Here is a 22,780-nt window from a genome sequence, read left to right as displayed (position 1 = left end):
CGTGTCCACTACTTTAGCGGATTTCCCGGGCGGCTCATAATCGAGCCATTCGGATCTGATTCCGGCATGCCGAAATCGTCCCCGCTGGGAGATCGCCGTAGTGATGGTTGTGCCGCTTGCGGGTGGTCCGGGGTGGCCGTACGGCCTTCCCGAAGCGCTGCCCGTTCAAGCGGCTCGGGCTACGTTAGGCGGTCGTTCACCCGGAGTCAAGCCTCGCTCGGGCGTCGGCGGCGTGGTGCGTGGGCCCGGTAGGGGCTCACCGTCGGGTCGCCCTCGATCCAGAACCGCCAGGGGTGGGTGGCGCCTTCGCCGCCGACGCCCGTCCGGGGGCCGTTGCGCACCCGGCCCGCGAGGGCGGGTGCGCCGGTCAGTACCCCGAGGGGAGCGTCCGGGCCGGCGCAGATGTCGAAGCCGTTGAGGCCGCGGTCCACATCGAGGGCCGTGGCCAGGCGGGCGGGCCCTTTCGCCAGTTCGTTCTCCTTGCGGGCTGCGGGGCGGCGCTTCTGGGCCAGTTCGGCGCCCGTGGTGATCTCACCCGCCCGGAGGAGCACCCCGCTCGCGGTGCCCACCGGACCGCAGACGAGGTTGAGGCTGAACCACATCCCATAGATGAAGTAGACGTACGCATGGCCGGGCGGACCGAACATCGAGGCGTTTCGCTCGGTGCGACCGCGGTAGGCGTGGGAGCCGGGGTCCGTCGAGCCGTTGTACGCCTCGACTTCCGTCAGCCGCAGTTCGATCGGGCCGTCGGGGGTCGTGCGGACGAGGGTCCGGCCGAGGAGGTCGGGGGCGACCTCCAGGACGGGCCGGTCGAAGAAGTCGTGGGTGAGCGGCGTACGGTGCGGCATGGACTCCGAGCGTAGTTGAACGCGTACGGCCCGGCCGCTGGTCATGCGACCTTCCGCTTGGAAGGCTGAGGGGCGCGGAACCAGCGACGGCCGTTCCGCGTATGTACGGAGAGATCACGCGAGAATCAGGCTCTGCCTGGGAGGAAGAACATGGGCTTCAAGAAGCTGCTGGCGAGTCTGGGTGCCGGCGGGGCGTCGGTGGAGACGGTGCTCACCGAGGAGAACGTCGTGCCGGGCGGAGTCGTCCAGGGCGAGGTCCGGATCCAGGGCGGTTCGGTGGCCCAGCAGATCGAGGGCCTGACGGTCGGGCTCCAGGCCCGGGTCGAGGTGGAGAGCGGCGACAACGAGTTCAAGCAGGACATCGAGTTCCACCGGCAGCAGCTGGGCGGGGCGTTCGAGGTGCAGCCGGGGGCCGTGCACGCGGTGCCGTTCGGGCTGGAGATCCCGTGGGAGACCCCGGTGACGACGTTCCTCGGCCGTCATCTGACGGGGATGAACGTCGGCGTCACCACCGAGCTGCAGATCGCGCGCGCCGTCGACTCGGGCGACCTCGACCCCGTCCATGTGCACCCGCTTCCGGCGCAGCAGGCGATCCTGGACGCGTTCGGCGCCCTCGGCTTCCGCTTCAAGAGCGCGGACCTGGAGCGCGGTCACATCCGCGGGACGCGACAGCGGCTGCCGTTCTACCAGGAGATCGAGTTCTTCGCGCCGCAGCAGTACCGGGGGCTGAACCAGGTCGAGCTGACCTTCGTCGCGGACGACCGCGAGATGGACGTCATCCTGGAGATGGACAAGAAGCCGGGCCTGTTCACCGAGGGCAGCGACTCGTACCGGGCGTTCACCGTCGGTCTCCACTCCTTCCAGGAGACCGACTGGGCCGCGTACCTCAACCAGTGGCTCGCCGAGGTCGGCGGCCGTCGCAACTGGTTCTAGGCTCTGACGTCGGACTCCCGGCGCCCGTGGGGGTTCGACGACAGCCCCTAGGCTCGGAGGGCAAGATCCACCGAGCAGGAGGTTTGACGTGACCGAGCTCAAGAGGCCGCCGCTTCCGCATGACTTCCACCCGTCGGTGCCCTCGTTCACCGTGGTGAGCGAGGACATCGCGCCAGGGGCCACGCTGAGCGACACCCAGCTGCACGCGGGTGGGAACACCTCGCCGCACCTGAGGTGGGAGGGCTTCCCCGCGGAGACCAGGAGCTTCGCGGTGACGTGCTTCGACCCGGACGCCCCGACGGGCAGCGGGTTCTGGCACTGGGTGCTGTTCGACATCCCCGCGACGGTCACCGAACTCCCCGCAGGGGCGGCCGGCGGCACGTTCGAGGGACTGCCCCGGGGCGTCGTGCACGCGCGGAACGACTTCGGCACCAAGGAGTTCGGCGGTGCGGCGCCGCCGCCCGGGGACCCGGCCCACCGCTACGTCTTCACCGTGTACGCCGTGGACACGGAGAAGCTGGGGCCGGACGCGGACGCCTCTCCGGCCGCCGTGGGCTTCAACCTCCGGTTCCACACCCTGGGGCGGGCCCAGCTGATCGGTGAGTACGGCGCCCCGGCGGGGAGCTGAGCACCGGATCCGCTTCCGCTTCGGCACGCCGTTGCTGCCCCGGCCACCTCTCCGGTGGCCGGGGCAGTCGTCTTTTCACCGCGCCGTCGCCCGCCGTACAGGAAATTGCGTTGTCCCGACCGGGGCGTCCGGCCAGAGTTGATCCAGCCCGCCGAGCGGGGGGCGGCGCCGCGGAGCGGCACATGGACGACTGCCGGGAGGGTGGGCCGGGATGCGCGAGACCCTGGTGCTGAATGCGAGCTTCGAGCCGCTGTCGACGGTGACGCTGCGACGGGCCGTGGTGCTGGTGATGCAGGACAAGGCCGTGGTGGAGCAGGCCCATCCCGGGCTGCGGATCCGGGCCGCGGCGGTCGATCTGCCGGTGCCGCAGGTGATCAGGCTGTGCCGGTACGTCCGGGTGCCGTTCCGAAGACGGGCGCCGTGGTCGCGGCGCGGGGTCCTGGTGCGGGACCGGCACCGGTGCGCGTACTGCGGGCGCCGGGCGACGACCGTGGACCACGTGGTGCCGCGTTCGCACGGGGGCGGCGACACCTGGCTGAACACGGTGGCGGCCTGCGCCGAGGACAATCACCGCAAGGCCGACCGGACGCCGGAGCAGGCGGGGATGCGGCTGCTCGGCAAGCCGTTCGAGCCGACGCCCTCGGACGCACTGCTGCTGGCACTGGGCGTCTCGGGCCGGGAGGCCCTGCCGGAGTGGCTGCCCCTGCCGGCCTGATCGAGGTCGGCCTGATCGAGGTCGGCCTGATCGGGGCCGGCCCGGCCGCCGGGATCGTCCGGTTGCTGTTCAGCCGAGCAGCAGCTGGGCGATCGCGGCGACGCCGACGGCGACGATGACCCCGCGCAGCACGGTCGGGGGGAGCCGTCGGCCGACCTTGGCGCCGATCTGGCCGCCGACAGCCGACCCGACGGCGATGAGCAGCACGGCGTACCAGTCGAAGTCGGCGACGAAGAGGAAGAAGACGGCGGCGACGCCGTTGACGATCACGGCGAGGATGTTCTTGACGGCGTTGATGCGCTGCAGGTCCTCGTGGAGCAGCAGGCCCATCAGGGAGAGGTAGAGGACCCCCTGGGCGGCTCCGAAGTAGCCCCCGTACATGCTCGCCAGGAGCAGGCCGACGAGGAGGACGGGGCCGCCGTCGGGGTGGGCGTCCGTTCCGTTCTGCTCCCGGTGCCGCTGGACGGCGCGGGAGAGCCGGGGCTGGAGGACGACCAGGACGAGGGCGATGGCGATCAGTGCCGGCACGATCGCGTCGAACGCCGCCGAGGGCAGGGTGATCAGCAGGGCGGCGCCGGTGAGTCCGCCGATGAGGGCGGTTCCGCCGAGGCGGAGGACGCGTTGCCGCTGGCCGCTCAGTTCACGCCGGTAGCCGATGGCGCCGCTGATGGCGCCGGGGACCAGGCCGAGGGTGTTGGAGACGTTCGCGGTGATCGGCGGCAGTCCTGTGGCCAGCAGCACCGGGAAGGTGATGAGCGTGCCGGAGCCGACCACGGTGTTGATCGTGCCGGCGCCGATGCCCGCCACGAAGACGGCGACTGCCTCCCAGATGCCCACGCTGCTCCCTCACTCGTGATCGGTGCCCGCTGCACCGATCATGCCCGAGGGCCGGAGGCGTCAGTCGATCGGGGGCTGCTCACGGCGCGGACCAGGGGTCTTGGTGATCGGGGTGCTGCCCCCGCCACCGCCGCCGCCCATGGGCCCGAAGTTGCCGATGGCTCCGCTGAGGCCCTTGAGGGCGTCGCCGATCTCGCTGGGCACGATCCAGAGCTTGTTGGCGTCGCCCTCGGCGATCTTCGGCAGCATCTGGAGGTACTGGTAGGAGAGCAGCTTCTGGTCCGGGTCACCGGCGTGGATGGACTCGAAGACCGTCCGGATCGCCTGGGCCTCGCCCTCGGCGCGCAGGGCCGCGGCCCGGGCCTCGCCCTCGGCACGGAGGATGGCCGACTGCTTCTCGCCCTCGGCGGTGAGGATCTGGGACTGCCGGATGCCCTCGGCGGTGAGGATCGCGGCGCGCTTGTCACGGTCGGCGCGCATCTGCTTCTCCATCGAGTCCTGGATGGAGGTGGGCGGCTCGATCGCCTTGAGCTCGACGCGGTTGACGCGGATGCCCCACTTGCCGGTGGCCTCGTCGAGAACTCCGCGCAGCGCGGCGTTGATCTCCTCGCGGGAGGTCAGGGTCCGCTCGAGGTCCATGCCGCCGATGATGTTGCGGAGGGTGGTGACGGTCAGCTGCTCGATGGCCTGGATGTAGCTGGCGACCTCATAGGTCGCGGCCCGGGCGTCGGTCACCTGGTAGTAGATGACGGTGTCGATGTTGACGACCAGGTTGTCCTGGGTGATCACCGGCTGCGGGGGGAACGGCACGACCTGCTCGCGGAGGTCGATCCGGTTGCGGATGGAGTCGATGAAGGGGACGACGATGTTCAGGCCCGCGTTGAGGGTGCGGGTGTAGCGGCCGAAGCGCTCCACGATGGCGGCGCTGGCCTGCGGAATGACCTGCACCGTCTTCATGAGTGCGATGAAGACGAGCACCACCAGGATGATCAGGACGATGATGATCGGTTCCATGGATGCTCTCCGTACCCCTTCGGTTGCCTGATGATCAGTCTGTCAGAGATCGGTGGTCCGCGTCGGCCGTTCCGATCCGCCCTGGCGGAGCGTCATATGACCACGGCTGTCGCGCCGTCGATCTCGACGACGTCCACCTGCCGGCCCACTTCGTACACCTGGTCGCCGTCGAGCGTGCGGGCCGACCAGACCTCGCCCGCCAGCTTGATGCGGCCGCCGCTGCCGTCGACCCGTTCGAGCACGACGGCCTGCTTGCCGCGCAACGCGTCCACGCCGCTGGCGAGTTGGGGCCGCTGATGCCGGTGGCGGGCGGCGATCGGGCGCACCACGGCGATGAGCGCGACGGAGACGAGTACGAAGACCAGTACCTGGGGCACGGTCCCGCCGCCCAGCGCGGCGACGACGGCGCCCGCGACGGCTCCGACCGCGAACATCCCGAACTCGGGCATCGCGGTCACCACAAGGGGAATTCCCAGTCCGACGGCGGCGATCAGCCACCACACCCATGGATCCACGGGTTCATGGTAGGCGTGGTGGCCTCGTCGCGGACAGTGGTCACTCAGGACCCGTTGACCGAAGGCATGGCCGAAAGACGGCGGTTGGGGGCGCGCGACGCGGCCGGGCCCTCGGACGAGCCGTCCGCCGGGCGGCCGGTGGGCCACCGCGGCGGGGGCCGCGGGTCAGGACAGCGGCAGCCCCTGGGCGGTCCAGCGGTGGCCGTTGCGCTCGACGACGAGCGGCAGACCGAAGCAGCGCGAGAGGTTGCGGGAGGTCAGCTCGGTCTCGACGGGGCCTGCCGCGAGCACCTTGCCCTGACGGATCATCAGGACGTGGGTGAAGCCCGGCGGGATCTCCTCGACGTGGTGGGTCACCATGATCATGGAGGGCGCGAGCGGGTCGCGGGCGAGCCGGCCCAGACGGCGGACGAGGTCCTCGCGGCCGCCGAGGTCGAGTCCGGCCGCGGGCTCGTCGAGGAGCAGCAGCTCCGGGTCGATCATCATGGCGCGGGCGATCAGGGTGCGCTTGCGCTCGCCCTCGGAGAGGGTGCCGAACTTCCGGTCGAGATAGTCGTTCATGCCGAGGACGTCGAGGAAGGCGCGGGCGCGCTGCTCGTCGACGGCCTCGTAGTTCTCGTGCCAGTGCGCGGTCATGCCGTACGCGGCGGTGAGGACGGTCTGCAGCACCGTCTGGCTGCGGGGAAGCTTGTCGGCCATGGCGATACCGGCCATGCCGATGCGCGGGCGGAGCTCGAAGACGTCGACGCCGCCGAGCTTCTCCCCCAGGATCTGCGCGGAGCCTGCCGTCGGGAAGAGGTAGCTCGAGGCCACGTTGAGAAGGGTGGTCTTGCCCGCACCGTTGGGGCCGAGGATCACCCAGCGCTCCCCTTCGGCGACCGACCAGGAGACCTGGTCCACCAGAGCCCGGCCCTCGCGGACCACGGATACGTCCACCAGCTCCAGTACATCGCTCATGAGCGCGTTTTCTCCCATGCAGTCTCGGATGTCGCGTGTGCGCCCGGTCGGCGCAGCCCCCAGGGAAAACCTACGCCACCGCCCGACGGGGCAAGTCCCTAGGCTGGTCCCATGCTCACGGAACCTCGCTCAGGACGGCTGGCCGCATGGGGAAATGCCCTTTTGGCCGGACTCATCTCCCCCGATGACGCGGTGCACCGCGTGGTCGCGGAGGACGCGCTGCACCGGATCGACGGACTGCCGGGCGAGGACGGCCCGGTCGGGCTCAGCCTGGGGCTGGGGCGGCTGCGGGCGCTGGGGACGACCGGACTGCGGGTGGCGCTGCCGGTGACGGGCCATCCGCTGGGGCTGAGCGGGCCGCCGGACTTCAACGCGCGGGCGCTGTCCGCGCAGGAGGCGGTGATCGCCACCGGCGGGCATCCGCTGGGGCTGGTCCCCGAGGTGTACGAGGCGGGCCCGGGGGGCGCGGCGGCCGACGCGGACGTGCACCGCGAGGTGGTGTGGCACTGCCTGCCCGTACGGGACGCGCCGCCGGCGGACGTGCCGTCGCTGGGCGAGGCCGAGCGGGAGCTCGCGGAGGCCCTGCGGGAGGCGACGGAGCTGCTGTCCCGGCTGGACGTGGCCGGGTCGGGTCCGGTGGCGGAGGCGGCGCTGGAGGCCTACCGGGCGCGCGCGGAGCGGGGGCGGGAGGTGCTGGCGCCGGGCTACCCGCCGCGGGCGGTCCGGGTGCTGGAGCTGGCGCAGCGGGTGGGGGCGCTGATCACCATCGCCCAGGGTGCGCAGGGTCCGCAGGAGCACGGGAGCGCGGTGAGCGCTTCGCAGATCGCGGCGCGGGCGGAGGCGCTGCGGCCGGTGGAGCGGACGGCCCGGCGGGCCCAGGTCGCTGCGTACAACGCGTATGTGGAGGAGCGGGAGCGGCACTGAGCCGGTGCGGGGTACCGACCCGGCCGGAGGCTCAGGGGGCACCGCGACAACCCGGGCCGCGGGTCCCCAGGCTGCGGGTCCCGAGCAGCGGGTCCCCGAGCAGCAGTCTCCGAGCAGCGGTGGAGAGATGCGTCACGTCGTCGCTGGTGCCGGCACGCTCCGCTCACGGCCTCGGACGGACCGCGAAGGCAGGCGGCGGAAGGCCCCGCGGAGCGGATCCGCGGGGCCTTCGGGCGCGCGTGCGCGTACTGATCAGCGGTTGACGGCCTCGTTGCCGAACGCCGGGTTCATCGCGCCGATCACGTTGACCGAGTTGCCGGAGACATTGACCGGGACGTGCACCGGCGCCTGAACCAGGTTGCCCGAGAGCACACCCGGCGAGCGCAGGGCCTCGCCGTTCGCGTGCGCACCGTCGGTGGCGGAGGCCACACCGGCGCCGGCGGCGACGATGCCGCCCGCGACCATGGCGACGGCAGCTGCCTTCTTCAGGTTCTTCACTTTCTTGACCCTCCTCGCGGTTGCCGCGGCCAGTCGCCGCGGCACGCCATGGAGAACGGCCTGATGCCCGCCGGGTTGCGCCGTCCGGGCTACTTACACCCGACAGTATGAATCTCAGTCCGTCATGGAACCGGGCGGCCTGGCGTCAGCCGCTCACGCCGTGGCGTACGGCCCACAGCGCGGCCTGGGTGCGGTCCGCCAGGTCCAGCTTCATCAGGATGTTCGACACATGTGTCTTGACGGTCTTCTCGGACAGCACCAGCGCGCGGGCGATCTCCCGGTTGGAACGGCCGTCGGCGATCAGCGCCAGCACTTCGCGCTCCCGCTCGGTCAGCGCGTTGCCGCGGCCCTGCGCGCCGCCCGCCACCTCCTGGGAGAGCAGGGCGCCCGCCACCTCGGGCTGGAGCAGGACATGGCCGGCGTGGACCGAGCGGATGGCCCCGGCCAGCGCCTCGGGGTCCACGTCCTTGTAGACGTAGCCGGCGGCACCGGCCCGGAGCGCGGGGACGACGGTGCGCTGCTCGGTGAAGCTGGTGACGATCAGCACCCGGGCGGGGTTCTCCCGGGCGCGGAGCTGCCGCAGGGCCTCGATGCCGTCGGTGCCGGGCATCTTGACGTCCATCAGCACCACGTCGGGGCGGAGTTCCTCGGCGCACTCGACGCCCTCCGCGCCGTCGGCCGCCTCCCCCACGACCTCGATGTCGTCCTGCACCTCCAGGAAGGTGCGCAGACCACGGCGGACGACCTGGTGGTCGTCGACGAGCAGCACACGAATGCTGCGGCGGGGCTCAGCCACCGGGCACCTCCATCTCGATCACGGTGCCCCGTCCGGGCTCCGACTCCACCGTCAGTCCGCCGCCGACACCGCTCGCCCGGTCGCGCATCGACACCAGGCCGAGGTGGCGTCCGGCGCGGCGCACCGCGGAGGGGTCGAAGCCCCGGCCGTCGTCGGCGACCCGCAGGACGGCGCCCTGGCCGTGCCGGGCGAGGGAGACCGCGACCTCGTCGGCGGCCGAGTGCCGCAGCGCGTTGTGCAGCGCCTCCTGGGCCACCCGGAGCACCGCCTCCTCCTGGGCCGCGGGGAGCGCCCGTACGCTCTGGGCCGCGAAGGTGACGCGGGCGGCGTGGGCGCGGTCGAGCACCTGCACCTGGGTGCGCAGGGTGGCCACCAGGCCGTCCTCGTCCAGGGCGGCGGGGCGCAGCTCGACCACGGCGGCGCGCAGTTCGTCGGCCGCCTCCGCCGCAAGGTCCGCGACCTGCTGGAGCTCCCCCTTGGCACGGGCCGGGTCGCGGTCCACCAGGGCCGCCGCGGCCTGCGCGGTGAGGCGGAGCGAGAAGAGCTTCTGGGCGACGGCGTCGTGGAGCTCGTGTGCCAGCCGGGCGCGCTCGCCGGCGATGGTGAGTTCCCGGCTGCGCTCGTACAGGCGGGCGTTGGTGAGGGCGATGGCGGCGTGCTGGGCGAGGATGCCGAGCAGCGCCTCGTCGTCCTCGGTGAAGCCGCAGCCCCCCTCCGGCTTGGGGCACCGCTTGTTCGCCAGGAACAGCGCCCCGAGCACCTCGTCGCCGTCGGCGACCGGCAGGCCGAGGAAGTCGGACATCTCGGGGTGCGCGCCGGGCCAGCCCTCGAACCGGGGGTCGGTGCGGACGTCGGCCAGCCGCTGCGGGGTGGCCTCCTTCAGCATGGCGGCGAGGATGCCGTGCTGGCGGGGCAGCGGGCCGATCGCCTTCCACTCCTCGTCGGTGACGCCATCCACGACGAACTGGGCGAAGCCGCCGTGGTCGTCGGGGACGCCCAGGGCGGCGTACTCGGCGTCGAGCAGCTCCCGTGCGGAGGCCACGATCGTGTGCAGCACATCACGTACTTCGAGGTGGCGGCTCATGGCGAGCAGCGCTGCGCTCACCGCGGCCAGTCCCGATCCGGGCGCGGAACCGATGGTCATGGGCTCACGGTACCGGCGGGGCGGCCGGGTGGGATCGGACCGCGGAGGCAGGGGCCTCGGTCCCCCGGCCGAGTCGGTGGAGAGCCGGAAGTCCTAGGTCTTCGCCGTTTCCTCCCGCCCGGGCGGGAGGGTGTCCGGCGCGCAGGCCCGCCGCTTTGCCGGGCTCGGCGCAGCCCCGTTCCCGTCCTCCCCGCTCCGTCCGGCTGTCGCCGGCACCCCACACCGCCGCTGCGCCCGCCGAGGGGGCGGCGCCCCGGGGCTCACAGACCTAGGCCGAAGGCCCTTGAGCGGTCCCGCCCCGTGGCCGAGGTGCCGGGCGCGGCGGCGTTCCTACGGTGAGTGCACGGTCCGCCCACGAGGGCGGCGGCACGGCGAAGGGGATGGGGCGTATGCCGGTTGCGATCATCACAGGTGCGTCGAAGGGGCTGGGCCGCGCGCTGGCGGCGGCGCTCGCCGGGCGCGGCTGGGATCTGGTGCTGGACGCGCGGTCCGCGGGGCCGCTGCGGTCGGCCGCGGAGGACATCTGGGCCGGCGGGAGCCGGGTGACGGCTCTGCCGGGGGATGTGACGGACGCCGCGCACCGGGCGGATCTGGTGGCGGCGGCGCGGGCGCTGGGCGGCCTGGATCTGCTGGTCAACAACGCGAGTGCGCTGGGGTCCGAGCCGCTGGTCCGGCTGGACGCGCTGCCGGTGGCGGGCCTGCGGGCGGCGCTGGAGACGAATGCGGTGGCGCCGCTGGCCCTGGTGCAGGAGGCGCTCGTGCTGCTGCGGGAGTGCGGCGGCAGCGTGCTGTCCGTCAGCTCGGACGCGGCGGTGGAGGCGTATCCCACCTGGGGCGGCTACGGGGCGTCGAAGGCGGCGCTGGACCAGCTGTCGGCGGTGCTGGCGCAGGAGGAGCCGGGGCTGCGGGTGTGGTGGGTGGACCCCGGGGACCTGCGGACGGACCTCTACACAGCGGCCGTCCCGGAGGACGACTCCTCCGGCCGTCCGCTGCCGGAGAGCGCGGTCCCGGCCCTTCTCGGGCTGATCGACGGGGCGGCGCCGAGCGGCCGGTACTCCGTACCCGCGCTGCAGGCGGCGCTCCGATGACCGTGTTCGAGGCGCTGCGGGTGCCCGAGGAGCTGTTGGCCCGGGTCCCCGCCGAGCAGCGCGGCCCGGGGCTCGGCCGGGACTCGGTGCGGCTGCTGGCCGGGCGGGGCGCGGAGCTGTCGCACCGGTGGTTCCGGGACCTGCCGGAGCTGCTGGGCGCCGGGGACGTCCTGGTGGTGAACACCTCGCGGACGCTGCCCGCGGCGGTCGACGGGCGGCTCGGGGACGGCCGGGGTGAGCCGGTGGTGGTGCACTTCTCGACCCATGGCGGCCCGGACCGCCCGGGATCCGGGCCGGACGGGGAGTGCTGGTCGGTGGAGCTGCGGAGCCCGGACGGCAGGGGGAGCACACTGCCGCGGGCCGTGGGGCCGCGGGGCGCTCTCGTCCGGCTGCCGGGCGGGGCGCTGCTCCGGGTCGAGGAGCCGTTGAACGGGCCGGGCTCCCGGCTGTGGTGGGCCACGCTGCTGCCCCCGGGGGCCGGGGGCGGGCAGCCGGCGCCGGGGGACGCGGGGGTGCCTGTTCCCGGTCCGGGCGCGGGCTCCGGCGTGCGCGGGGGCTCCGGCGTACAGGCGGGAGCGGGTCCCGGCTCGGGGTCCGGCGGGCCGGCGGGCTTCGGTACGGGCACGGGCGCCGGCCCGGGGGCCGAGGGCGCGGGCTCCGGGGGTGGGGCTTCAGGGCCGGTCACGGGGGTGCCGGCCCTGCTGCACCGGTACGGGCGGCCCATCCGGTACCGCTACACCGAGCGGGACCAGCCGCTCGCCGCCCACCAGACGGTCTTCGCCGCGCCCTCGCCCGACGGGGACGGTTCGGCGGAGATGCCGAGCGCCGCCCGGCCCTTCACCGCCGCGATGGTGGCCGAGCTGGTCAGCCGGGGTGTGCAGTTCGCTCCGGTCACGCTGCACACGGGGGTGGCCTCGACGGAGTCCCACGAGCCGCCGTAACCCGGAGCGCTTCGCCGTGCCGGAGTCCACGGCCTGGCTGGTCAACGCGGCGCGGGCGGGCGGTGGCCGGATCGTGGCGGTGGGCACGACGGCGGTGCGGGCCCTGGAGTCGGCGGCCTCGCCGTCGGGTGTGGTGCGCCCCGCCGCCGGCTGGACGGATCTGGTCGTCACCCCGCGGCGCGGAGTCCGGGCCGTCGACGGCCTGCTGAGCGGGCTGCACGAACCGGAGGCCTCGCATCTGCTGATGCTGGAGGCCGTCGCGGGCCGGGAGGTGCTGCGCCGCAGCTATGAAGCGGCGCTGGCCCACCGCTATCTGTGGCACGAATTCGGCGATGTGCATCTGATGCTCCCCGGCTGATAAACAGGCCCGGGGCAACTTTCCCGGTCCACCGGAACGGCCCGCGGAAGACCATCCGGCCTTCTGTCGGGCCTTCCGTGCGCCTACGGGCGGGGACCGGTCCCGTTGAACGGGCCGGGGACGGCCCTGAATCGGGCCCGGAATCGGGCCGCCATGGCCGCCGGCCGCCCGGTCACGGCGGAACGAGGAAATCGGCGACGCTGGGTGCCACCGCGGATTCGTCCGGTGAAATCCACCCGGGCTGAATGTGAGCCCGGGCATAGGACGCACATCACTTACGACCTCTCTTAGTGGATGCATAAAGGTCGGGTGAGCGGTGACGGAACCCGCTGGAATGCGTTCGGGGAACCCCCGTTTCAACGACTCCCGGTAGTACGTCACATGATTGCCACGGCATTTTGGGCCCGCTAAGAATTGCTCCCGTCGCACGGCGCCGCAGATCGAAGGCGGCGCTTTCTGCCGGACGGCGAGCGAATCCCTGCCGCTCAGGGATCACCCGCTGCCGACACCGAACCGGCCTCTGCGACACCAGCTATTGGAAGAGGTCCCACGCATGCCCGTCCCCACGTTTTCTGGTTATCGCCGTCTGACCAAGACCCACCGTCTCTCCGCCGCGGGTGTCGCCGCAGCGGGCGCCGCGGCCCTGGCCTTCGCGGTCGTACCCGGTTCCGCCGAGGCCGAGCAGGCGCCCAAGGCCCAGGCGCTCTCCGCGAAGCCCGTCGCGGAGCAGCACGCCGGTAGTGTCGGCAAGATCGAGAAGGACAGCCTGACCCAGCAGTCCGCCGAGGCCGCCAAGAAGGCCCAGGCCGCCAAGGCCAAGGCCGAGGCCGAGCGGCAGAAGAAGGCCGCCGCGGAGCAGGCCAAGAAGAAGGCTCAGTTCGCCGCCGAGGCCAAGGAGAAGGCTGCCAAGGCCAAGGCCGCCAAGGAGCGTGCCGCCAAGGAGGCCGCGAACCGGTCCAAGGCGCGCGCGGCCGTCGCCCCCAAGCAGTACCCGAACAACCTCGACGGGTGGATCCGCGAGGCCATGGACATCATGAAGAAGAACGACATCCCTGGCTCGTACGACGGCATTCACCGCAACATCATCCGTGAGTCCGGCGGTGACCCGAACGCGATCAACAACTGGGACATCAACGCCCAGAACGGCGTTCCGTCCATCGGTCTGCTGCAGGTGATCAAGCCGACCTTCGACGAGTACCACGTCGCGGGCACCAAGAACTCGCAGTACGACCCGGTCGCCAACATCGTTGCCGCGTGCAACTACGCCGCCGACCGGTACGGCTCGATGGACAACGTGGACTCCGCGTACTGATCCGTCCGGCCCGTACGGCCGACGCCACGCACCACCGCGATTCCAGAACGCGGAGCGTCGCATGCACGAGGGCGGCGGCAACCCCTGAGGGTTGCCGCCGCCCTTCGGCACGTCCGGAGCCCGGCAGCATCGGCCCGGATGTGTGCCGTTACTTGCGCATGACCTCCGGCTCGTGGCGGCGCAGCAGCCGCGCCACGAGGAAGCAGCAGCCGACACCGAGCGCGATCAGCAGGGTCATGTCGATGCCCCACTGGGCCGCGGAGTGGTCCCAGAGCGGGTCGAGGTCGGTGGGGTTCTGCGGGTCCCACGGCGGCATGAGGCGCGAGAGGTCCAGCGTGGCGCCGGCGGCCCCGACCGCCCAGCGGGACGGCATGAGCCAGGCGAACTGCTCCAGCCCCGGCTTGCCGAAGATCTGGAACAGCACTCCGGTGAAGACCAGCTGGACGATGGCGAACATGACCAGCAGCGGCATGGTCTTCTCGGCGGTCTTCACCAGCGCGGAGATGACCAGGCCGAACATCATCGAGGTGAAGCCGATCGCGATCACCGACAGGCACAGTTCGACCGCCGGTGGGCCGAACACCACTCCCTCCTCCGGGAGCTTGCGCACCGAGAATCCGATCGCGCAGATGATGACCGCCTGGAACGCCGTGGTCACGCCGAGCACGATCACCTTGGACATCAGATACGCGGACCGGGACAGCCCGACGGCGCGTTCCCGCTCGTAGATCACCCGTTCCTTGATGAGTTCCCGGACGGAGTTGGCCGCTCCGGAGAAGCACATCCCGACGACCAGGATCATCATGATCATGCCCGCGCCGCTGTTGAAGCGGTCGGGGGGCGTCGGGAAGGTGAGCCCGTGTTTCGCCGGGATCACCACGCTCACCCCGCCGAGGATGGCGGGCAGCAGCACCATCAGCCCGATGAAGCCCTTGTCGGAGGCGATCACCGACACATAGCGCCGGATCAGCGTCCACAGCTGGGATCCCCAGCTCTGCGGTTTGGGCGGACGGGTCTGCTGCGGCTGCACCTGCGAGGTCTGGGGCGCGACGGCGTCGAGGTCCGCGGCGTACATCTGGTAGTGCTGCGAGCCGCGCCAGCGGCCCGTCCAGTCGTAGTCGCGGAAGTTCTCGAAGGCCGAGAAGACATCCGCCCAGGTCGGGTAGCCGAAGAAGTTGAGTGCCTCCTCCGGCGGGCCGAAGTAGGCCACGGAGCCGCCGGGCGCCATGACCAGCAGCTTGTCGCAGATCGCCAGCTCGGCCACGGAGTGGGTGACCACCAGGACCGTACGGCCGTCGTCGGCCAGGCCGCGGAGCAGCTGCATGACGTCGCGGTCCATGCCCGGGTCGAGGCCGGAGGTCGGCTCGTCCAGGAATATCAGCGACGGCTTGGTCAGCAGCTCCAGCGCCACGGAAACCCGCTTGCGCTGGCCTCCGGAGAGCGAGGTGACCTTCTTGTCCTTGTGGATGTCGAGCTTGAGTTCCCGCAGCACCTCGTCGATACGGGCCTCGCGCTCGGCCTCCGCGGTGTCGCCGGGGAAACGGAGTTTGGCCGCGTACTTGAGCGCGGTGCGGACCGTCAACTCCTTGTGCAGGATGTCGTCCTGCGGGACCAGACCGATACGCTGCCGCAATTCGGCGAACTGCGTGTAGAGATTTCGGTTGTCGTAGAGGACATCGCCCTGATCGGCCGGCCGGTATCCGGTCAGCGCCCGCAGCAGCGTGGACTTTCCGGAGCCGGACGGGCCGATCACCGCGATGAGCGATTTCTCCGGAACGCCGAACGACACGTCCTTGAGAATCTGCTTGCCGCCCTCGACCGTCACCGTGAGATGGCGGGCAGAGAAAGAGACGTCACCGGTGTCGACGAATTCTTCGAGCCGGTCACCGACGAGCCGGAATGTCGAGTGACCGACACCGACGATGTCCTGCGGGCCGATGATCTGGCTCTGGACCGGCTGGCCGTTGACATAGGTGCCGTTGTGGCTGCCCAGGTCGACGATTTCGAACCGGCCGTCCGGAGTGGCCCGGAACTCCGCGTGGTGCCGGGAGACCTGGAGGTCGGAGACGACGAGTTCGTTCTCCAGCGCACGGCCGATCCGCATCACGTGGCCGGCGGCGATCCGGTGGAACGACGTCGGGCTGCGGTCACCGTTCGCCGGTCGGGCCCCGGCGGAGCCGGCGCCCTGCTGCGGGACCTGCCCCTGCCCGGCCTGCGCCGCCCCGGCGTGCCCCGGCCCGGCCTGGGCCTGCTGCCAGTCGGACTGCGGAGGCACCTGCCCCTGCGGGCTCTGCGCGTACGGGGCCTGGGCGTACCCGGCCTGGGCCGAGGACTGCTGGGCCTGCTGGGCCTGCTGGGCCTGGGCATGCTGCTGGGGCTGCTGTCCCTGAGTCTGCAGGCCCTGCGCCACCCAGTCGGGCGTGGCCTGCTGCGGCGCGGCCGACGCGGACTGCCCTCCCTGGCCCGCCGGCCCTGCGGCGCCGCTGAGGTTCAGTCGCGGACCGTCGGTCGCGTTGCCGAGGTGCACCACCGAACCGGGGCCGAGCTCCAGCTGCTGGATGCGCCGGCCCTGTGCATAGGTGCCGTTCGTGCTTCCGTGATCCTCAATCACCCAACTCTGTCCGCTCCAGCGGATGGTGGCGTGCCGCCAGGAGACCCTGGCGTCGTCGATCACCATGTCGCCCTGCGGATCACGTCCGAGGTTGTACGCCTTGGACGCATCGAGCGTCCAGGTCCGTCCGTTCAATTCCAGTACGAGTTCCGGCACTCCATGCCCCACTAGTTGTCCCCCGAGTGACTCCCTGCCCGGGAGTCTAGGGATGGTGAACATCGTCAGGAACTATTTCAGGCTCAACACCCGAACTGAAACTCGGGCCTTGGCAACCGGGCACCTTGTCTGCCCCGACCCGCTGAAAGGCGCCCAGAGAGCCGTATTCGCTGCGCGATATCCATGGATCATCGCCAAACGGGCAACTCGACGGGCACTCGGGCACTCGCCGGGCCGGTTGCGCCCCGCACGGGCGTCCCCGCCCGGGGCGCACAGCCCGAGCACCCCGAGCACGCCGAACATGTCGCACACCTTCCACCAGCCACCCGACGGATCCGTACGGTGACCCGCCGTGCGCGCCGGACCTCCCCGCGACCTCCGTGGCGGTGCGTACGGGCCGCGCGCCGGGCCGGATCACGTCCCGTACTGCGGGACTGGCGCGCAGCCTCCTCCGCGGCCCCGATACGGTGGGTACACCATGAGCGCATCGCAGAACGCACCCGCCACCGGGGTTCCGGGAGACGACGCCCCCACCCTGCTCGTCAAGATCTTCGGCAAGGACCGTCCCGGTATCACCGCGGGGCTGTTCGACACCCTCGCCGCCTACTCCGTCGACGTCATCGACATCGAGCAGGTCGTCACCCGGGGCCGCATAGTGCTCTGCGCCCTGGTCACGGCCCCGGCGGGCGGGGGCGACAGCGTCACCGAGGGTGAGCTCAGGGCCACCGTGCACAGCTGGGCCGAGTCGCTCAAGCTGCAGGCCGAGATCATCTCCGGCCGTGGCGACAACCGGCCCCGGGGGACGGGACGTTCGCATGTCACCGTGCTCGGCAACCCGCTGACCGCCGAGTCCACGGCCGCCATCGCGGCGCGCATCACCGGCACCGGCGGCAACATCGACCGGATCTTCCGGCTCGCGAAGTACCCGGTCACCGCCGTGGAATTCGCCGTGTCCGGTGCGGACACGGAGCCGCTGCGCACCGCTCTGGCGACCGAGGCGGCCGCGCTGGGCGTCGATGTCGCGGTGGTCGCCGCCGGCCTCCAGCGGCGGGCCCAGCGGCTGGTCGTGATGGACGTCGACTCGACCCTCATCCAGGACGAGGTGATCGAGCTCTTCGCGGCCCACGCGGGGTGCGAGGACAAGGTCGCCGAGGTGACGACGGCCGCGATGCGCGGCGAACTCGACTTCGAGCAGTCACTGCACGCCCGCGTGGCGTTGCTGGCGGGGCTCGACGCGTCGGTCGTCGACAAGGTGCGTGCGGAGGTCCGGCTGACACCGGGCGCTCGGACGCTGATCCGCACCCTGAAGCGCCTCGGGTACCAAGTGGGCGTCGTGTCCGGCGGATTCACCCAGGTCACCGACGACCTCCAAGAGCGGCTGGGGCTCGACTTCGCCTCCGCCAACACCCTGGAAGTGGTGGACGGGAAGCTGACCGGCAAGGTGATCGGCGAGGTGGTCGACCGGGCCGGCAAGGCGCGGCTGCTGCGTCGGTTCGCCGCCGAGGCCGGGGTTCCGCTCGATCAGACGGTCGCGATCGGCGACGGCGCCAATGACCTGGACATGCTCAACGCTGCGGGGCTCGGTGTGGCGTTCAACGCCAAGCCGGTCGTCCGCGAGGCGGCTCACACCGCCGTGAACGTCCCGTTCCTCGACACGGTGCTCTACCTGCTGGGCGTCACCCGCGAAGAGGTCGAGGCGGCGGACACGCACGCCGACTGAACGGTCCGGGGACGGCAGGGGGCTTCCACGGCCCGGTACGGAGTCGTGGGCGCCCGGGAATGTGCTGGTGGCTGCCCGGGAAGTACGGGTGCCGCCCCCGCACAGAGCGTCGGCCTCCACCGCCCGTCAGGGGTGAAGGCCGACGACTCGGCGGTACCGGGGATCACTCGTGGGGCGTCCAGTAGTCCAGGAGCTTGCCGACGCCGTGCTCCACCGACTTCCACGAGCCGTTGAAGCCGACGACGGCTATCGCGGCGGTCGGGAAGCCCTTCCGCTGCATGCGGGCCAGGGCGTCCGCGTCGGCCGCTCCCGCGAGTGCGTCGGCCAGGGCGTGCATCCCGGGGTTGTGACCGATGACCATCAGGTCCTTCACATCGTCGGGCGTCTCGTTGAGCAGGGCGATGAGCTCGCCGAGGGATGCCTCGTACAACCGGTCCTCGTAAACGGTCTTGGGCCGCTGCGGCAGCTCGTGCACGACGAGCTTCCAGGTCTCGCGGGTCCGGGCCGCGGTCGAGCACAGGGTGAGATCGGGGTTGATGCCCATCCCGGCGATCCGGCGGCCGGCGACGGGGGCGTCCTTGCGCCCGCGCTCGGCGAGCGGGCGTTCGATGTCGGGGACCTCCGGCCAGTCGGCCTTGGCGTGGCGGAGGAGGACGATCCTGCGGGTTTCCGAGGGTCCGGGGGTGGCTTCCGGGGAAGTTGCAGCGGCGCTCATGCGTCCCAGCTTCGCATGAAACCAGCGGTGAGGCGCGGGGTGTTGAGAGCCTCACCCATGACGGGTGATCTGCCCGCCCACCAGGCACGGTCACCGGACACCCCCGGGAACCTCCTCGCCCGGCGACCACCGCGGACGGCCTCAGCGGGACACCGCCGGGATCCGGTCACGGAGCGCTGTCCGGCATAAGCATCCGGGCATGCTCCAGGATCCGGGCCAACGCCGGTGACGGGCCGGACGCCGCGTGGGCCTCGGACGGGCCGAGGGCAAGCGCCAGCAGGGCCAGGAACGCGAGAGCGGGCAGCGCCACGGCCCACCAGGGCAGCTGCTGCCCTGCGGATGGGCTCCGCCTCCGGGTCCCGGCCGGGGAGGCGCCGCGGACGGGGGCACCGGCGGCCGGGGCCCCCGGGGTCGCGTTCCGCTTCGGGTTCCGGTTGCGGGATCCCGGCCCGGTACGGGTCCGGGCACCGCTACGGGTCCGGGCACCGGTCCACGTACGAGCACCGGTCCGTATGCGGGACGACAGCGTGGGCGCCGCCATGGGGCCCGCCTCCGTAGGTCGCGTGGGACGGCGCGGCCGCCTGCCACGGCCGCGCCCACCGCACGGCGCGGTGTCCCTCGAACCTACGGACGCCGGCCCACCGGGCCCATCCGGTGATCCACCCATGCGCCCCTGATCCCCGTCCCCTAGGGGAAGCGGCGTCCTCCCGGGGCCGCCGCTCCCGGCGGCGCTCAGCGGGCCGGGGCCTGCCGGCTCCTCGCGATCACGGAGACAGGCGATGACGGCGGGTGACGCGCCGGGCGCGCCCCGCTCACGGCCTCGCCGCGGCCGACGGCTCAGGGGGAGGCAATGCTCGCTATCACGCCGATCACCACGGTGATGACGAGCATCAGTCCGAGGACGGCGAGCAGCTTCTTCTGGCTGTTCTGGGGGTGGGGATCCAGCACTGGCATGCGGCCAGTCTCGCACCCCCGGCCCGGGCCTCCCCCCGCGGGTCCGGCCGCGAGCGCCCCGGGCCACGAGGCGCCGACCGCGGCCGGGGGCCGCCGGACGGTCCGTCCCCGGGTCACGGGGCCGTCCGGCGGCCCCGGCCGGTCGAGGGCGGCGGCCGTCGCGGGCGGCGGCCGTCGCGGGCGGCGGCCGTCGAGTTCGGCTCACCCGCCCAGTTCGGCTCACCCGCCGAGTTCGTCCTCCACGAAGCGGTTCCGCCCGGCCAGCAGCCCCAGCCCGATCTGCGGCACCATCAGGCAGGCCATCAGTGCGAGGGGCAGCCCCCAGCCGCCGCTGTGCTGGTAGAGCACGCCGATCAGCAGCGGCCCCGGGATGGAGATGAGGTAGCCGACGCTCTGGGCGAAGGCGGAGAGCCGCACCACCGCCGCCCCGGTCCGGGTGCGCATCCCGATCAGGGTCAGGACCAGCGGGAACGCGCAGTTGGACACCCCCAGGAGCAGCGCCCAGCCCCAGGCTCCGGCCGCCGGGGCGAGGTACAGGCCCGCGTATCCGGTGAGTCCGCAGATCCCCAGAGCCATGGCCAGCAGGCCCTGGTTCCGCATCCGGGCGGCGAGCCGCGGCAGGACGAAGGAGAGGGGCACGCCGAGCCCCATGGCCACGGCGAGCAGGACACCGGAGGTGGCCGCCGGGACTCCCGCGTCGCGGAAGATCTGCGGCATCCAGCCCATGGTGATGTAGGCGGCCGTCGCCTGGAGGCCGAAGAAGCAGGCGAGGGCCCAGGCGGTACGGCTGCGGGCGATGCTGCCGCCCGCGGAGCGGGAGCCGTCGCCGGCCTCACCCCGCCCGGGAGCCGGGGCCTCGCCCTGCCCGGGAGCCGGTGCGTCCGCCGCCGAGCCGCGGTTGCGGTCGCGGACCAGCGGCAGCCAGGGCACGACGGCGAGGAGGGCCGGGAAGGCCCACACCACCAGCCCCATGCGCCAGCTGTCCCCCAGCACCCCGGCCACGGGCACGGTGACGGCGGCTGCGAGGGCGGTACCGAGGGCCAGCCCCATGGAGTAGAGGCCGGTCATCGTGCCGACGCGGTCGGGGAACCAGCGCTTGACGATGGCCGGCATCAGCACGTTGCTCACGGCTATGCCCGCGAGGGCGAGCGCGCTGGCGGCGAGGAAGCCGCCGGTGGATCCCGCGAACGGCCGGATCAGCAGGCCCGTCGCGATGGCCGCCATACCCGCGCCGACGACGGCGCCGGCGCCCCAGCGGCGCGCCAGCCGGGGTGCCGCGACCCCGAAGACCGCGAAGCACAGCGGCGGCACCGAGGTGAGGAGCCCGGCGACCGTACCGCTCATCCCGAGGCCGTCCCGGACCTCCTCCAGGAGCGCTCCGAGGCTGGTGATGGCGGGGCGGAGATTGAGGGCGGCGAGCACCAGCCCGACGACGACCAGTCGGGTCAGCCAGCCGGGCACGGCCTGCTGGGGGCCGTCGGTCGGCTGGGGGCGGGAGGGCTCGGTGGCGGTGGATCGGTCAGGACTCAGGGTGGAGGTGTCGTCGGCCATATGCGCCATCATAGAATCATGGGATGATTGCCTGTCCAATCGATTCGGCTCATGGCCGCTCCCCTCGTCCCGCCCGGCGATCTCCTCACCCGGACCGCCCCCATCGCCCCGGCCCTTCCGACAGACTCGACCCGACCCACAGATCCGACCGACCCGACCGTTCTGGAGAGCCATGCCGCTGACCAGCCCCCGGCGTTCCGCGCTCGTCGACCAGGTGATCACCGAGCTGCGGAAGCAGATCGCCTCCGGCGAGTGGCCCGTCGGCTCCCGCATCCCCACGGAACCCGAGCTGGTCGAGCAGCTGGGGGTGGCCCGGAACACGGTCCGCGAGGCGGTGCGCGCCCTCGCCCACAACGGGCTGCTGGACATCCGGCAGGGCTCGGGCACGTATGTGGTCGCGACGAGCGAGCTGGCCGGGGTGATGCAGCGGCGCTTCGCCGACGCCGCGCCGCGGCACATCGCCGAGCTGCGGAGCACGCTGGAGTCGTCGGCCGCCCGGCTGGCCGCGGAGCGCCGTACCGAACGCGACCTCGCACAGCTCGACGTCCTGCTGGAGCGGCGCGACGCCGCCTGGGAGTCGGGCGACATCGAAGCCTTCGTGGAGGCCGACGCGACCCTGCACCTGGCGGTGGTGGCGGCCTCCCACAACGACGTGATGACCACGCTCTACGCGGACCTGCGGGACGTCCTGCGGGACTGGCTGCGGAGCGACGTGCCCCATGGGATGCGCCCCGAGGACTACATGGAGCACACGCGGCTGGTCGAGGCCATCCGTGCCGGTGACGCCGACGCGGCGGGCGCGGAGGCCGCGGGGTACGCCCTGGCGTGCCACCGCGAGCGGATGACGGCCGACGGCCGCTGACGTCACGGGGACCGGTCGGGGAGGGCCCGTGCCGCCGGCCCCGGAAGCGCCCGGCCCCGGGGAGCGCTCGCCCGGTGCCCGTCGCGGACGGCCCCGGCCACCGTGCCGCCCATGTCCCGGCCCCCGGCGCCCCGGACCCCGCCGTGCCCCGGTTCAGGCTCCGAGGGGCCGCCCGCCGTCACAGTGGTGCCGGGGTGTGCGTGACCCAGACGGCGCGTATGTCCGTCCAGCAGCGGTCCGTCAGCTCGACGGTCCTGGCCGGGCCGACGTCCACCGGCTTGCCGTCCACATCCGGGTCCCACCACCGGTCGCACTCGATGTGCAGCTGGACCAGGTCGCTCTCCGGGTAAGGGTTGTGGCAGGCCACCACGGCCCGCGACCCCTCGACCCGGGTCCGGCACTCCGCGCGGTACGGCGGCCAGGGCTCGCGGCCGGGGTCCGGGCGCACCGGACGGGGCGTACGGGAGGCACCGGCGTCCGGGGCCGCGATGGCGGCGGCGGACGACGGGGAGATCACAGCTGCGGAGAGCACCAGCACCGCTGCGGCGGCACGACGGAGAACACGCACTTCGGGGGACCTCCTCGGCCGTACTGCGGGGACACCGCGGCTGCACCACAAGGGGTCGTACCTCACCAGGGTCCCCGGCGCCGGGGAGCGGCGCCCGGGGTACTGGGCCGAACGGGCGACGCCCCGGCCCGCGCG

The 22,780-nt window shown here is 72.4% G+C and carries 24 protein-coding genes; 10 read left to right on the top strand and 14 right to left on the bottom strand.

What is annotated here, in order from left to right; all coding sequences use genetic code 11:
* Positions 1 to 206 precede the first annotated feature (206 nt).
* Positions 207 to 848 carry a DNA-3-methyladenine glycosylase gene (locus tag ABT112_RS32550; RefSeq protein WP_351515407.1) on the bottom strand — a complete coding sequence of 214 codons (642 nt, stop codon included), beginning with the start codon at positions 846 to 848 and terminating at the stop codon, positions 207 to 209.
* Positions 849 to 998: 150 nt separating this feature from the next.
* On the opposite strand from ABT112_RS32550, the gene ABT112_RS32545 reads away from it, so the two are divergent.
* The 3 genes from ABT112_RS32545 (at position 999) to ABT112_RS32535 (ending at position 3,124) form a co-directional block, all read left to right on the top strand.
* Entirely contained in the window at positions 999 to 1,781 is a 783-nt protein-coding gene (locus ABT112_RS32545; RefSeq protein WP_351515406.1) for a sporulation protein, read from the top strand.
* A gap of 88 nt (positions 1,782 to 1,869) precedes the next feature.
* Entirely contained in the window at positions 1,870 to 2,409 is a 540-nt protein-coding gene (locus tag ABT112_RS32540; protein ID WP_351515405.1) for a YbhB/YbcL family Raf kinase inhibitor-like protein, read from the top strand.
* A 211-nt stretch (positions 2,410 to 2,620) separates the two neighbouring features.
* Positions 2,621 to 3,124: an HNH endonuclease gene (locus tag ABT112_RS32535; protein WP_351515404.1), complete on the top strand. Its 504-nt coding sequence runs from the start codon at positions 2,621 to 2,623 to the stop codon at positions 3,122 to 3,124.
* Between the two features lie 69 nt (positions 3,125 to 3,193).
* Here ABT112_RS32535 and ABT112_RS32530 read toward each other — a convergent pair whose 3' ends face one another.
* The 4 genes from ABT112_RS32530 to ABT112_RS32515 all read right to left on the bottom strand — a co-directional run bounded on the left by ABT112_RS32530 (position 3,194) and on the right by ABT112_RS32515 (position 6,447).
* Positions 3,194 to 3,961: a sulfite exporter TauE/SafE family protein gene (locus tag ABT112_RS32530; RefSeq protein ID WP_351515403.1), complete on the bottom strand. Its 768-nt coding sequence runs from the start codon at positions 3,959 to 3,961 to the stop codon at positions 3,194 to 3,196.
* A 60-nt stretch (positions 3,962 to 4,021) separates the two neighbouring features.
* A complete protein-coding gene (locus tag ABT112_RS32525; protein WP_351515402.1) occupies positions 4,022 to 4,975 on the bottom strand; it encodes an SPFH domain-containing protein in 954 nt (317 codons plus the stop codon).
* A gap of 92 nt (positions 4,976 to 5,067) precedes the next feature.
* Positions 5,068 to 5,478: an NfeD family protein gene (locus tag ABT112_RS32520; protein WP_351515408.1), complete on the bottom strand. Its 411-nt coding sequence runs from the start codon at positions 5,476 to 5,478 to the stop codon at positions 5,068 to 5,070.
* Between the two features lie 177 nt (positions 5,479 to 5,655).
* Complete coding sequence (locus tag ABT112_RS32515) at positions 5,656 to 6,447, bottom strand: ABC transporter ATP-binding protein (RefSeq protein WP_351515401.1); 792 nt, start codon at positions 6,445 to 6,447, stop codon at positions 5,656 to 5,658.
* Positions 6,448 to 6,558: 111 nt separating this feature from the next.
* On the opposite strand from ABT112_RS32515, the gene ABT112_RS32510 reads away from it, so the two are divergent.
* The gene (locus tag ABT112_RS32510; protein ID WP_351515400.1) at positions 6,559 to 7,371 is read left to right on the top strand and encodes an Rv1486c family protein; all 813 of its coding nucleotides are present in this window, start codon (positions 6,559 to 6,561) and stop codon (positions 7,369 to 7,371) included.
* A gap of 252 nt (positions 7,372 to 7,623) precedes the next feature.
* Here ABT112_RS32510 and ABT112_RS32505 read toward each other — a convergent pair whose 3' ends face one another.
* The 3 genes from ABT112_RS32505 to ABT112_RS32495 form a co-directional block, all read right to left on the bottom strand.
* Positions 7,624 to 7,869: a chaplin gene (locus ABT112_RS32505; RefSeq protein ID WP_351515399.1), complete on the bottom strand. Its 246-nt coding sequence runs from the start codon at positions 7,867 to 7,869 to the stop codon at positions 7,624 to 7,626.
* Positions 7,870 to 8,014: 145 nt separating this feature from the next.
* Positions 8,015 to 8,665 (bottom strand): response regulator, encoded by a 651-nt coding sequence (locus tag ABT112_RS32500; RefSeq protein ID WP_351515398.1) that lies wholly within the window; start codon positions 8,663 to 8,665, stop codon positions 8,015 to 8,017.
* Positions 8,658 to 9,809: a GAF domain-containing sensor histidine kinase gene (locus ABT112_RS32495; RefSeq protein ID WP_351515397.1), complete on the bottom strand. Its 1,152-nt coding sequence runs from the start codon at positions 9,807 to 9,809 to the stop codon at positions 8,658 to 8,660. The genes ABT112_RS32500 and ABT112_RS32495 overlap by 8 nt, the downstream gene beginning before the upstream one ends.
* Positions 9,810 to 10,198: 389 nt before the next feature.
* Between ABT112_RS32495 and ABT112_RS32490 the strand changes: the two genes are divergently transcribed.
* The 4 genes from ABT112_RS32490 to ABT112_RS32475 all read left to right on the top strand — a co-directional run bounded on the left by ABT112_RS32490 (position 10,199) and on the right by ABT112_RS32475 (position 13,508).
* Complete coding sequence (locus ABT112_RS32490) at positions 10,199 to 10,897, top strand: SDR family NAD(P)-dependent oxidoreductase (RefSeq protein WP_351515396.1); 699 nt, start codon at positions 10,199 to 10,201, stop codon at positions 10,895 to 10,897.
* Positions 10,894 to 11,838: an S-adenosylmethionine:tRNA ribosyltransferase-isomerase gene (locus ABT112_RS32485; protein WP_351515395.1), complete on the top strand. Its 945-nt coding sequence runs from the start codon at positions 10,894 to 10,896 to the stop codon at positions 11,836 to 11,838. Before ABT112_RS32490 ends, ABT112_RS32485 begins: the two co-directional genes overlap by 4 nt.
* 16 nt (positions 11,839 to 11,854) lie before the next feature.
* The gene (locus tag ABT112_RS32480) at positions 11,855 to 12,196 is read left to right on the top strand and encodes an S-adenosylmethionine:tRNA ribosyltransferase-isomerase (protein ID WP_351515394.1); all 342 of its coding nucleotides are present in this window, start codon (positions 11,855 to 11,857) and stop codon (positions 12,194 to 12,196) included.
* A 553-nt stretch (positions 12,197 to 12,749) separates the two neighbouring features.
* The gene (locus tag ABT112_RS32475) at positions 12,750 to 13,508 is read left to right on the top strand and encodes a transglycosylase SLT domain-containing protein (protein WP_351515393.1); all 759 of its coding nucleotides are present in this window, start codon (positions 12,750 to 12,752) and stop codon (positions 13,506 to 13,508) included.
* Positions 13,509 to 13,656: 148 nt separating this feature from the next.
* Here the strand turns inward: ABT112_RS32475 and ABT112_RS32470 are convergent, their stop codons facing one another.
* Positions 13,657 to 16,275 carry an ABC transporter ATP-binding protein/permease gene (locus tag ABT112_RS32470; protein ID WP_502975516.1) on the bottom strand — a complete coding sequence of 873 codons (2,619 nt, stop codon included), beginning with the start codon at positions 16,273 to 16,275 and terminating at the stop codon, positions 13,657 to 13,659.
* A 478-nt stretch (positions 16,276 to 16,753) separates the two neighbouring features.
* On the opposite strand from ABT112_RS32470, the gene serB reads away from it, so the two are divergent.
* The gene (serB, locus tag ABT112_RS32465; RefSeq protein WP_351515391.1) at positions 16,754 to 17,995 is read left to right on the top strand and encodes a phosphoserine phosphatase SerB; all 1,242 of its coding nucleotides are present in this window, start codon (positions 16,754 to 16,756) and stop codon (positions 17,993 to 17,995) included.
* 163 nt (positions 17,996 to 18,158) lie between these two features.
* Here serB and ABT112_RS32460 read toward each other — a convergent pair whose 3' ends face one another.
* From ABT112_RS32460 to ABT112_RS32445, 4 genes are all read right to left on the bottom strand, one after another.
* Positions 18,159 to 18,710, bottom strand: coding sequence for a SixA phosphatase family protein (locus ABT112_RS32460; RefSeq protein WP_351515390.1), 552 nt, complete (start codon positions 18,708 to 18,710; stop codon positions 18,159 to 18,161).
* Positions 18,711 to 18,876: 166 nt separating this feature from the next.
* A complete protein-coding gene (locus tag ABT112_RS32455) occupies positions 18,877 to 19,020 on the bottom strand; it encodes a hypothetical protein (RefSeq protein WP_351515389.1) in 144 nt (47 codons plus the stop codon).
* A gap of 527 nt (positions 19,021 to 19,547) precedes the next feature.
* Complete coding sequence (locus ABT112_RS32450) at positions 19,548 to 19,664, bottom strand: SGM_5486 family transporter-associated protein (RefSeq protein WP_351515388.1); 117 nt, start codon at positions 19,662 to 19,664, stop codon at positions 19,548 to 19,550.
* 219 nt (positions 19,665 to 19,883) lie between these two features.
* Complete coding sequence (locus tag ABT112_RS32445; protein ID WP_351515387.1) at positions 19,884 to 21,215, bottom strand: CynX/NimT family MFS transporter; 1,332 nt, start codon at positions 21,213 to 21,215, stop codon at positions 19,884 to 19,886.
* A gap of 172 nt (positions 21,216 to 21,387) precedes the next feature.
* Here ABT112_RS32445 and ABT112_RS32440 point away from each other — a divergent pair, with 172 nt between their 5' ends.
* A complete protein-coding gene (locus ABT112_RS32440) occupies positions 21,388 to 22,077 on the top strand; it encodes a FadR/GntR family transcriptional regulator (protein WP_351515386.1) in 690 nt (229 codons plus the stop codon).
* 178 nt (positions 22,078 to 22,255) lie between these two features.
* Here ABT112_RS32440 and ABT112_RS32435 read toward each other — a convergent pair whose 3' ends face one another.
* Positions 22,256 to 22,645, bottom strand: a complete 390-nt coding sequence (locus ABT112_RS32435; protein ID WP_351515385.1) for a hypothetical protein — start codon at positions 22,643 to 22,645, stop codon at positions 22,256 to 22,258.
* Between the last annotated feature and the right edge of the window lie 135 nt (positions 22,646 to 22,780).

Origin of the sequence: Streptomyces sp. NPDC002055 (assembly GCF_040296705.1) — a bacterium.
Lineage (GTDB): Bacteria > Actinomycetota > Actinomycetes > Streptomycetales > Streptomycetaceae > Streptomyces.
Note: the sequence above shows the minus strand (reverse complement) of the source record. Positions and strands in the feature narration are given on the sequence as shown.

Bases quoted from the DNA above. Each gene is read 5' to 3' on its own strand.
- ABT112_RS32445 (WP_351515387.1), bottom strand. From the start codon at position 21,215: ATGGCCGACGACACCTCCACCCTGAGTCCTGACCGATCCACCGCCACC.
- ABT112_RS32510 (WP_351515400.1), top strand. From the start codon at position 6,559: ATGCTCACGGAACCTCGCTCAGGACGGCTGGCCGCATGGGGAAATGCC.
- ABT112_RS32495 (WP_351515397.1), bottom strand. From the start codon at position 9,809: ATGACCATCGGTTCCGCGCCCGGATCGGGACTGGCCGCGGTGAGCGCA.
- ABT112_RS32460 (WP_351515390.1), bottom strand. From the start codon at position 18,710: ATGAGCGCCGCTGCAACTTCCCCGGAAGCCACCCCCGGACCCTCGGAA.
- ABT112_RS32515 (WP_351515401.1), bottom strand. From the start codon at position 6,447: ATGAGCGATGTACTGGAGCTGGTGGACGTATCCGTGGTCCGCGAGGGC.
- ABT112_RS32535 (WP_351515404.1), top strand. From the start codon at position 2,621: ATGCGCGAGACCCTGGTGCTGAATGCGAGCTTCGAGCCGCTGTCGACG.
- ABT112_RS32475 (WP_351515393.1), top strand. From the start codon at position 12,750: ATGCCCGTCCCCACGTTTTCTGGTTATCGCCGTCTGACCAAGACCCAC.
- ABT112_RS32545 (WP_351515406.1), top strand. From the start codon at position 999: ATGGGCTTCAAGAAGCTGCTGGCGAGTCTGGGTGCCGGCGGGGCGTCG.
- ABT112_RS32450 (WP_351515388.1), bottom strand. From the start codon at position 19,664: ATGCCAGTGCTGGATCCCCACCCCCAGAACAGCCAGAAGAAGCTGCTC.
- ABT112_RS32550 (WP_351515407.1), bottom strand. From the start codon at position 848: ATGCCGCACCGTACGCCGCTCACCCACGACTTCTTCGACCGGCCCGTC.
- serB (WP_351515391.1), top strand. From the start codon at position 16,754: ATGAGCGCATCGCAGAACGCACCCGCCACCGGGGTTCCGGGAGACGAC.
- ABT112_RS32485 (WP_351515395.1), top strand. From the start codon at position 10,894: ATGACCGTGTTCGAGGCGCTGCGGGTGCCCGAGGAGCTGTTGGCCCGG.
- ABT112_RS32525 (WP_351515402.1), bottom strand. From the start codon at position 4,975: ATGGAACCGATCATCATCGTCCTGATCATCCTGGTGGTGCTCGTCTTC.
- ABT112_RS32440 (WP_351515386.1), top strand. From the start codon at position 21,388: ATGCCGCTGACCAGCCCCCGGCGTTCCGCGCTCGTCGACCAGGTGATC.
- ABT112_RS32490 (WP_351515396.1), top strand. From the start codon at position 10,199: ATGCCGGTTGCGATCATCACAGGTGCGTCGAAGGGGCTGGGCCGCGCG.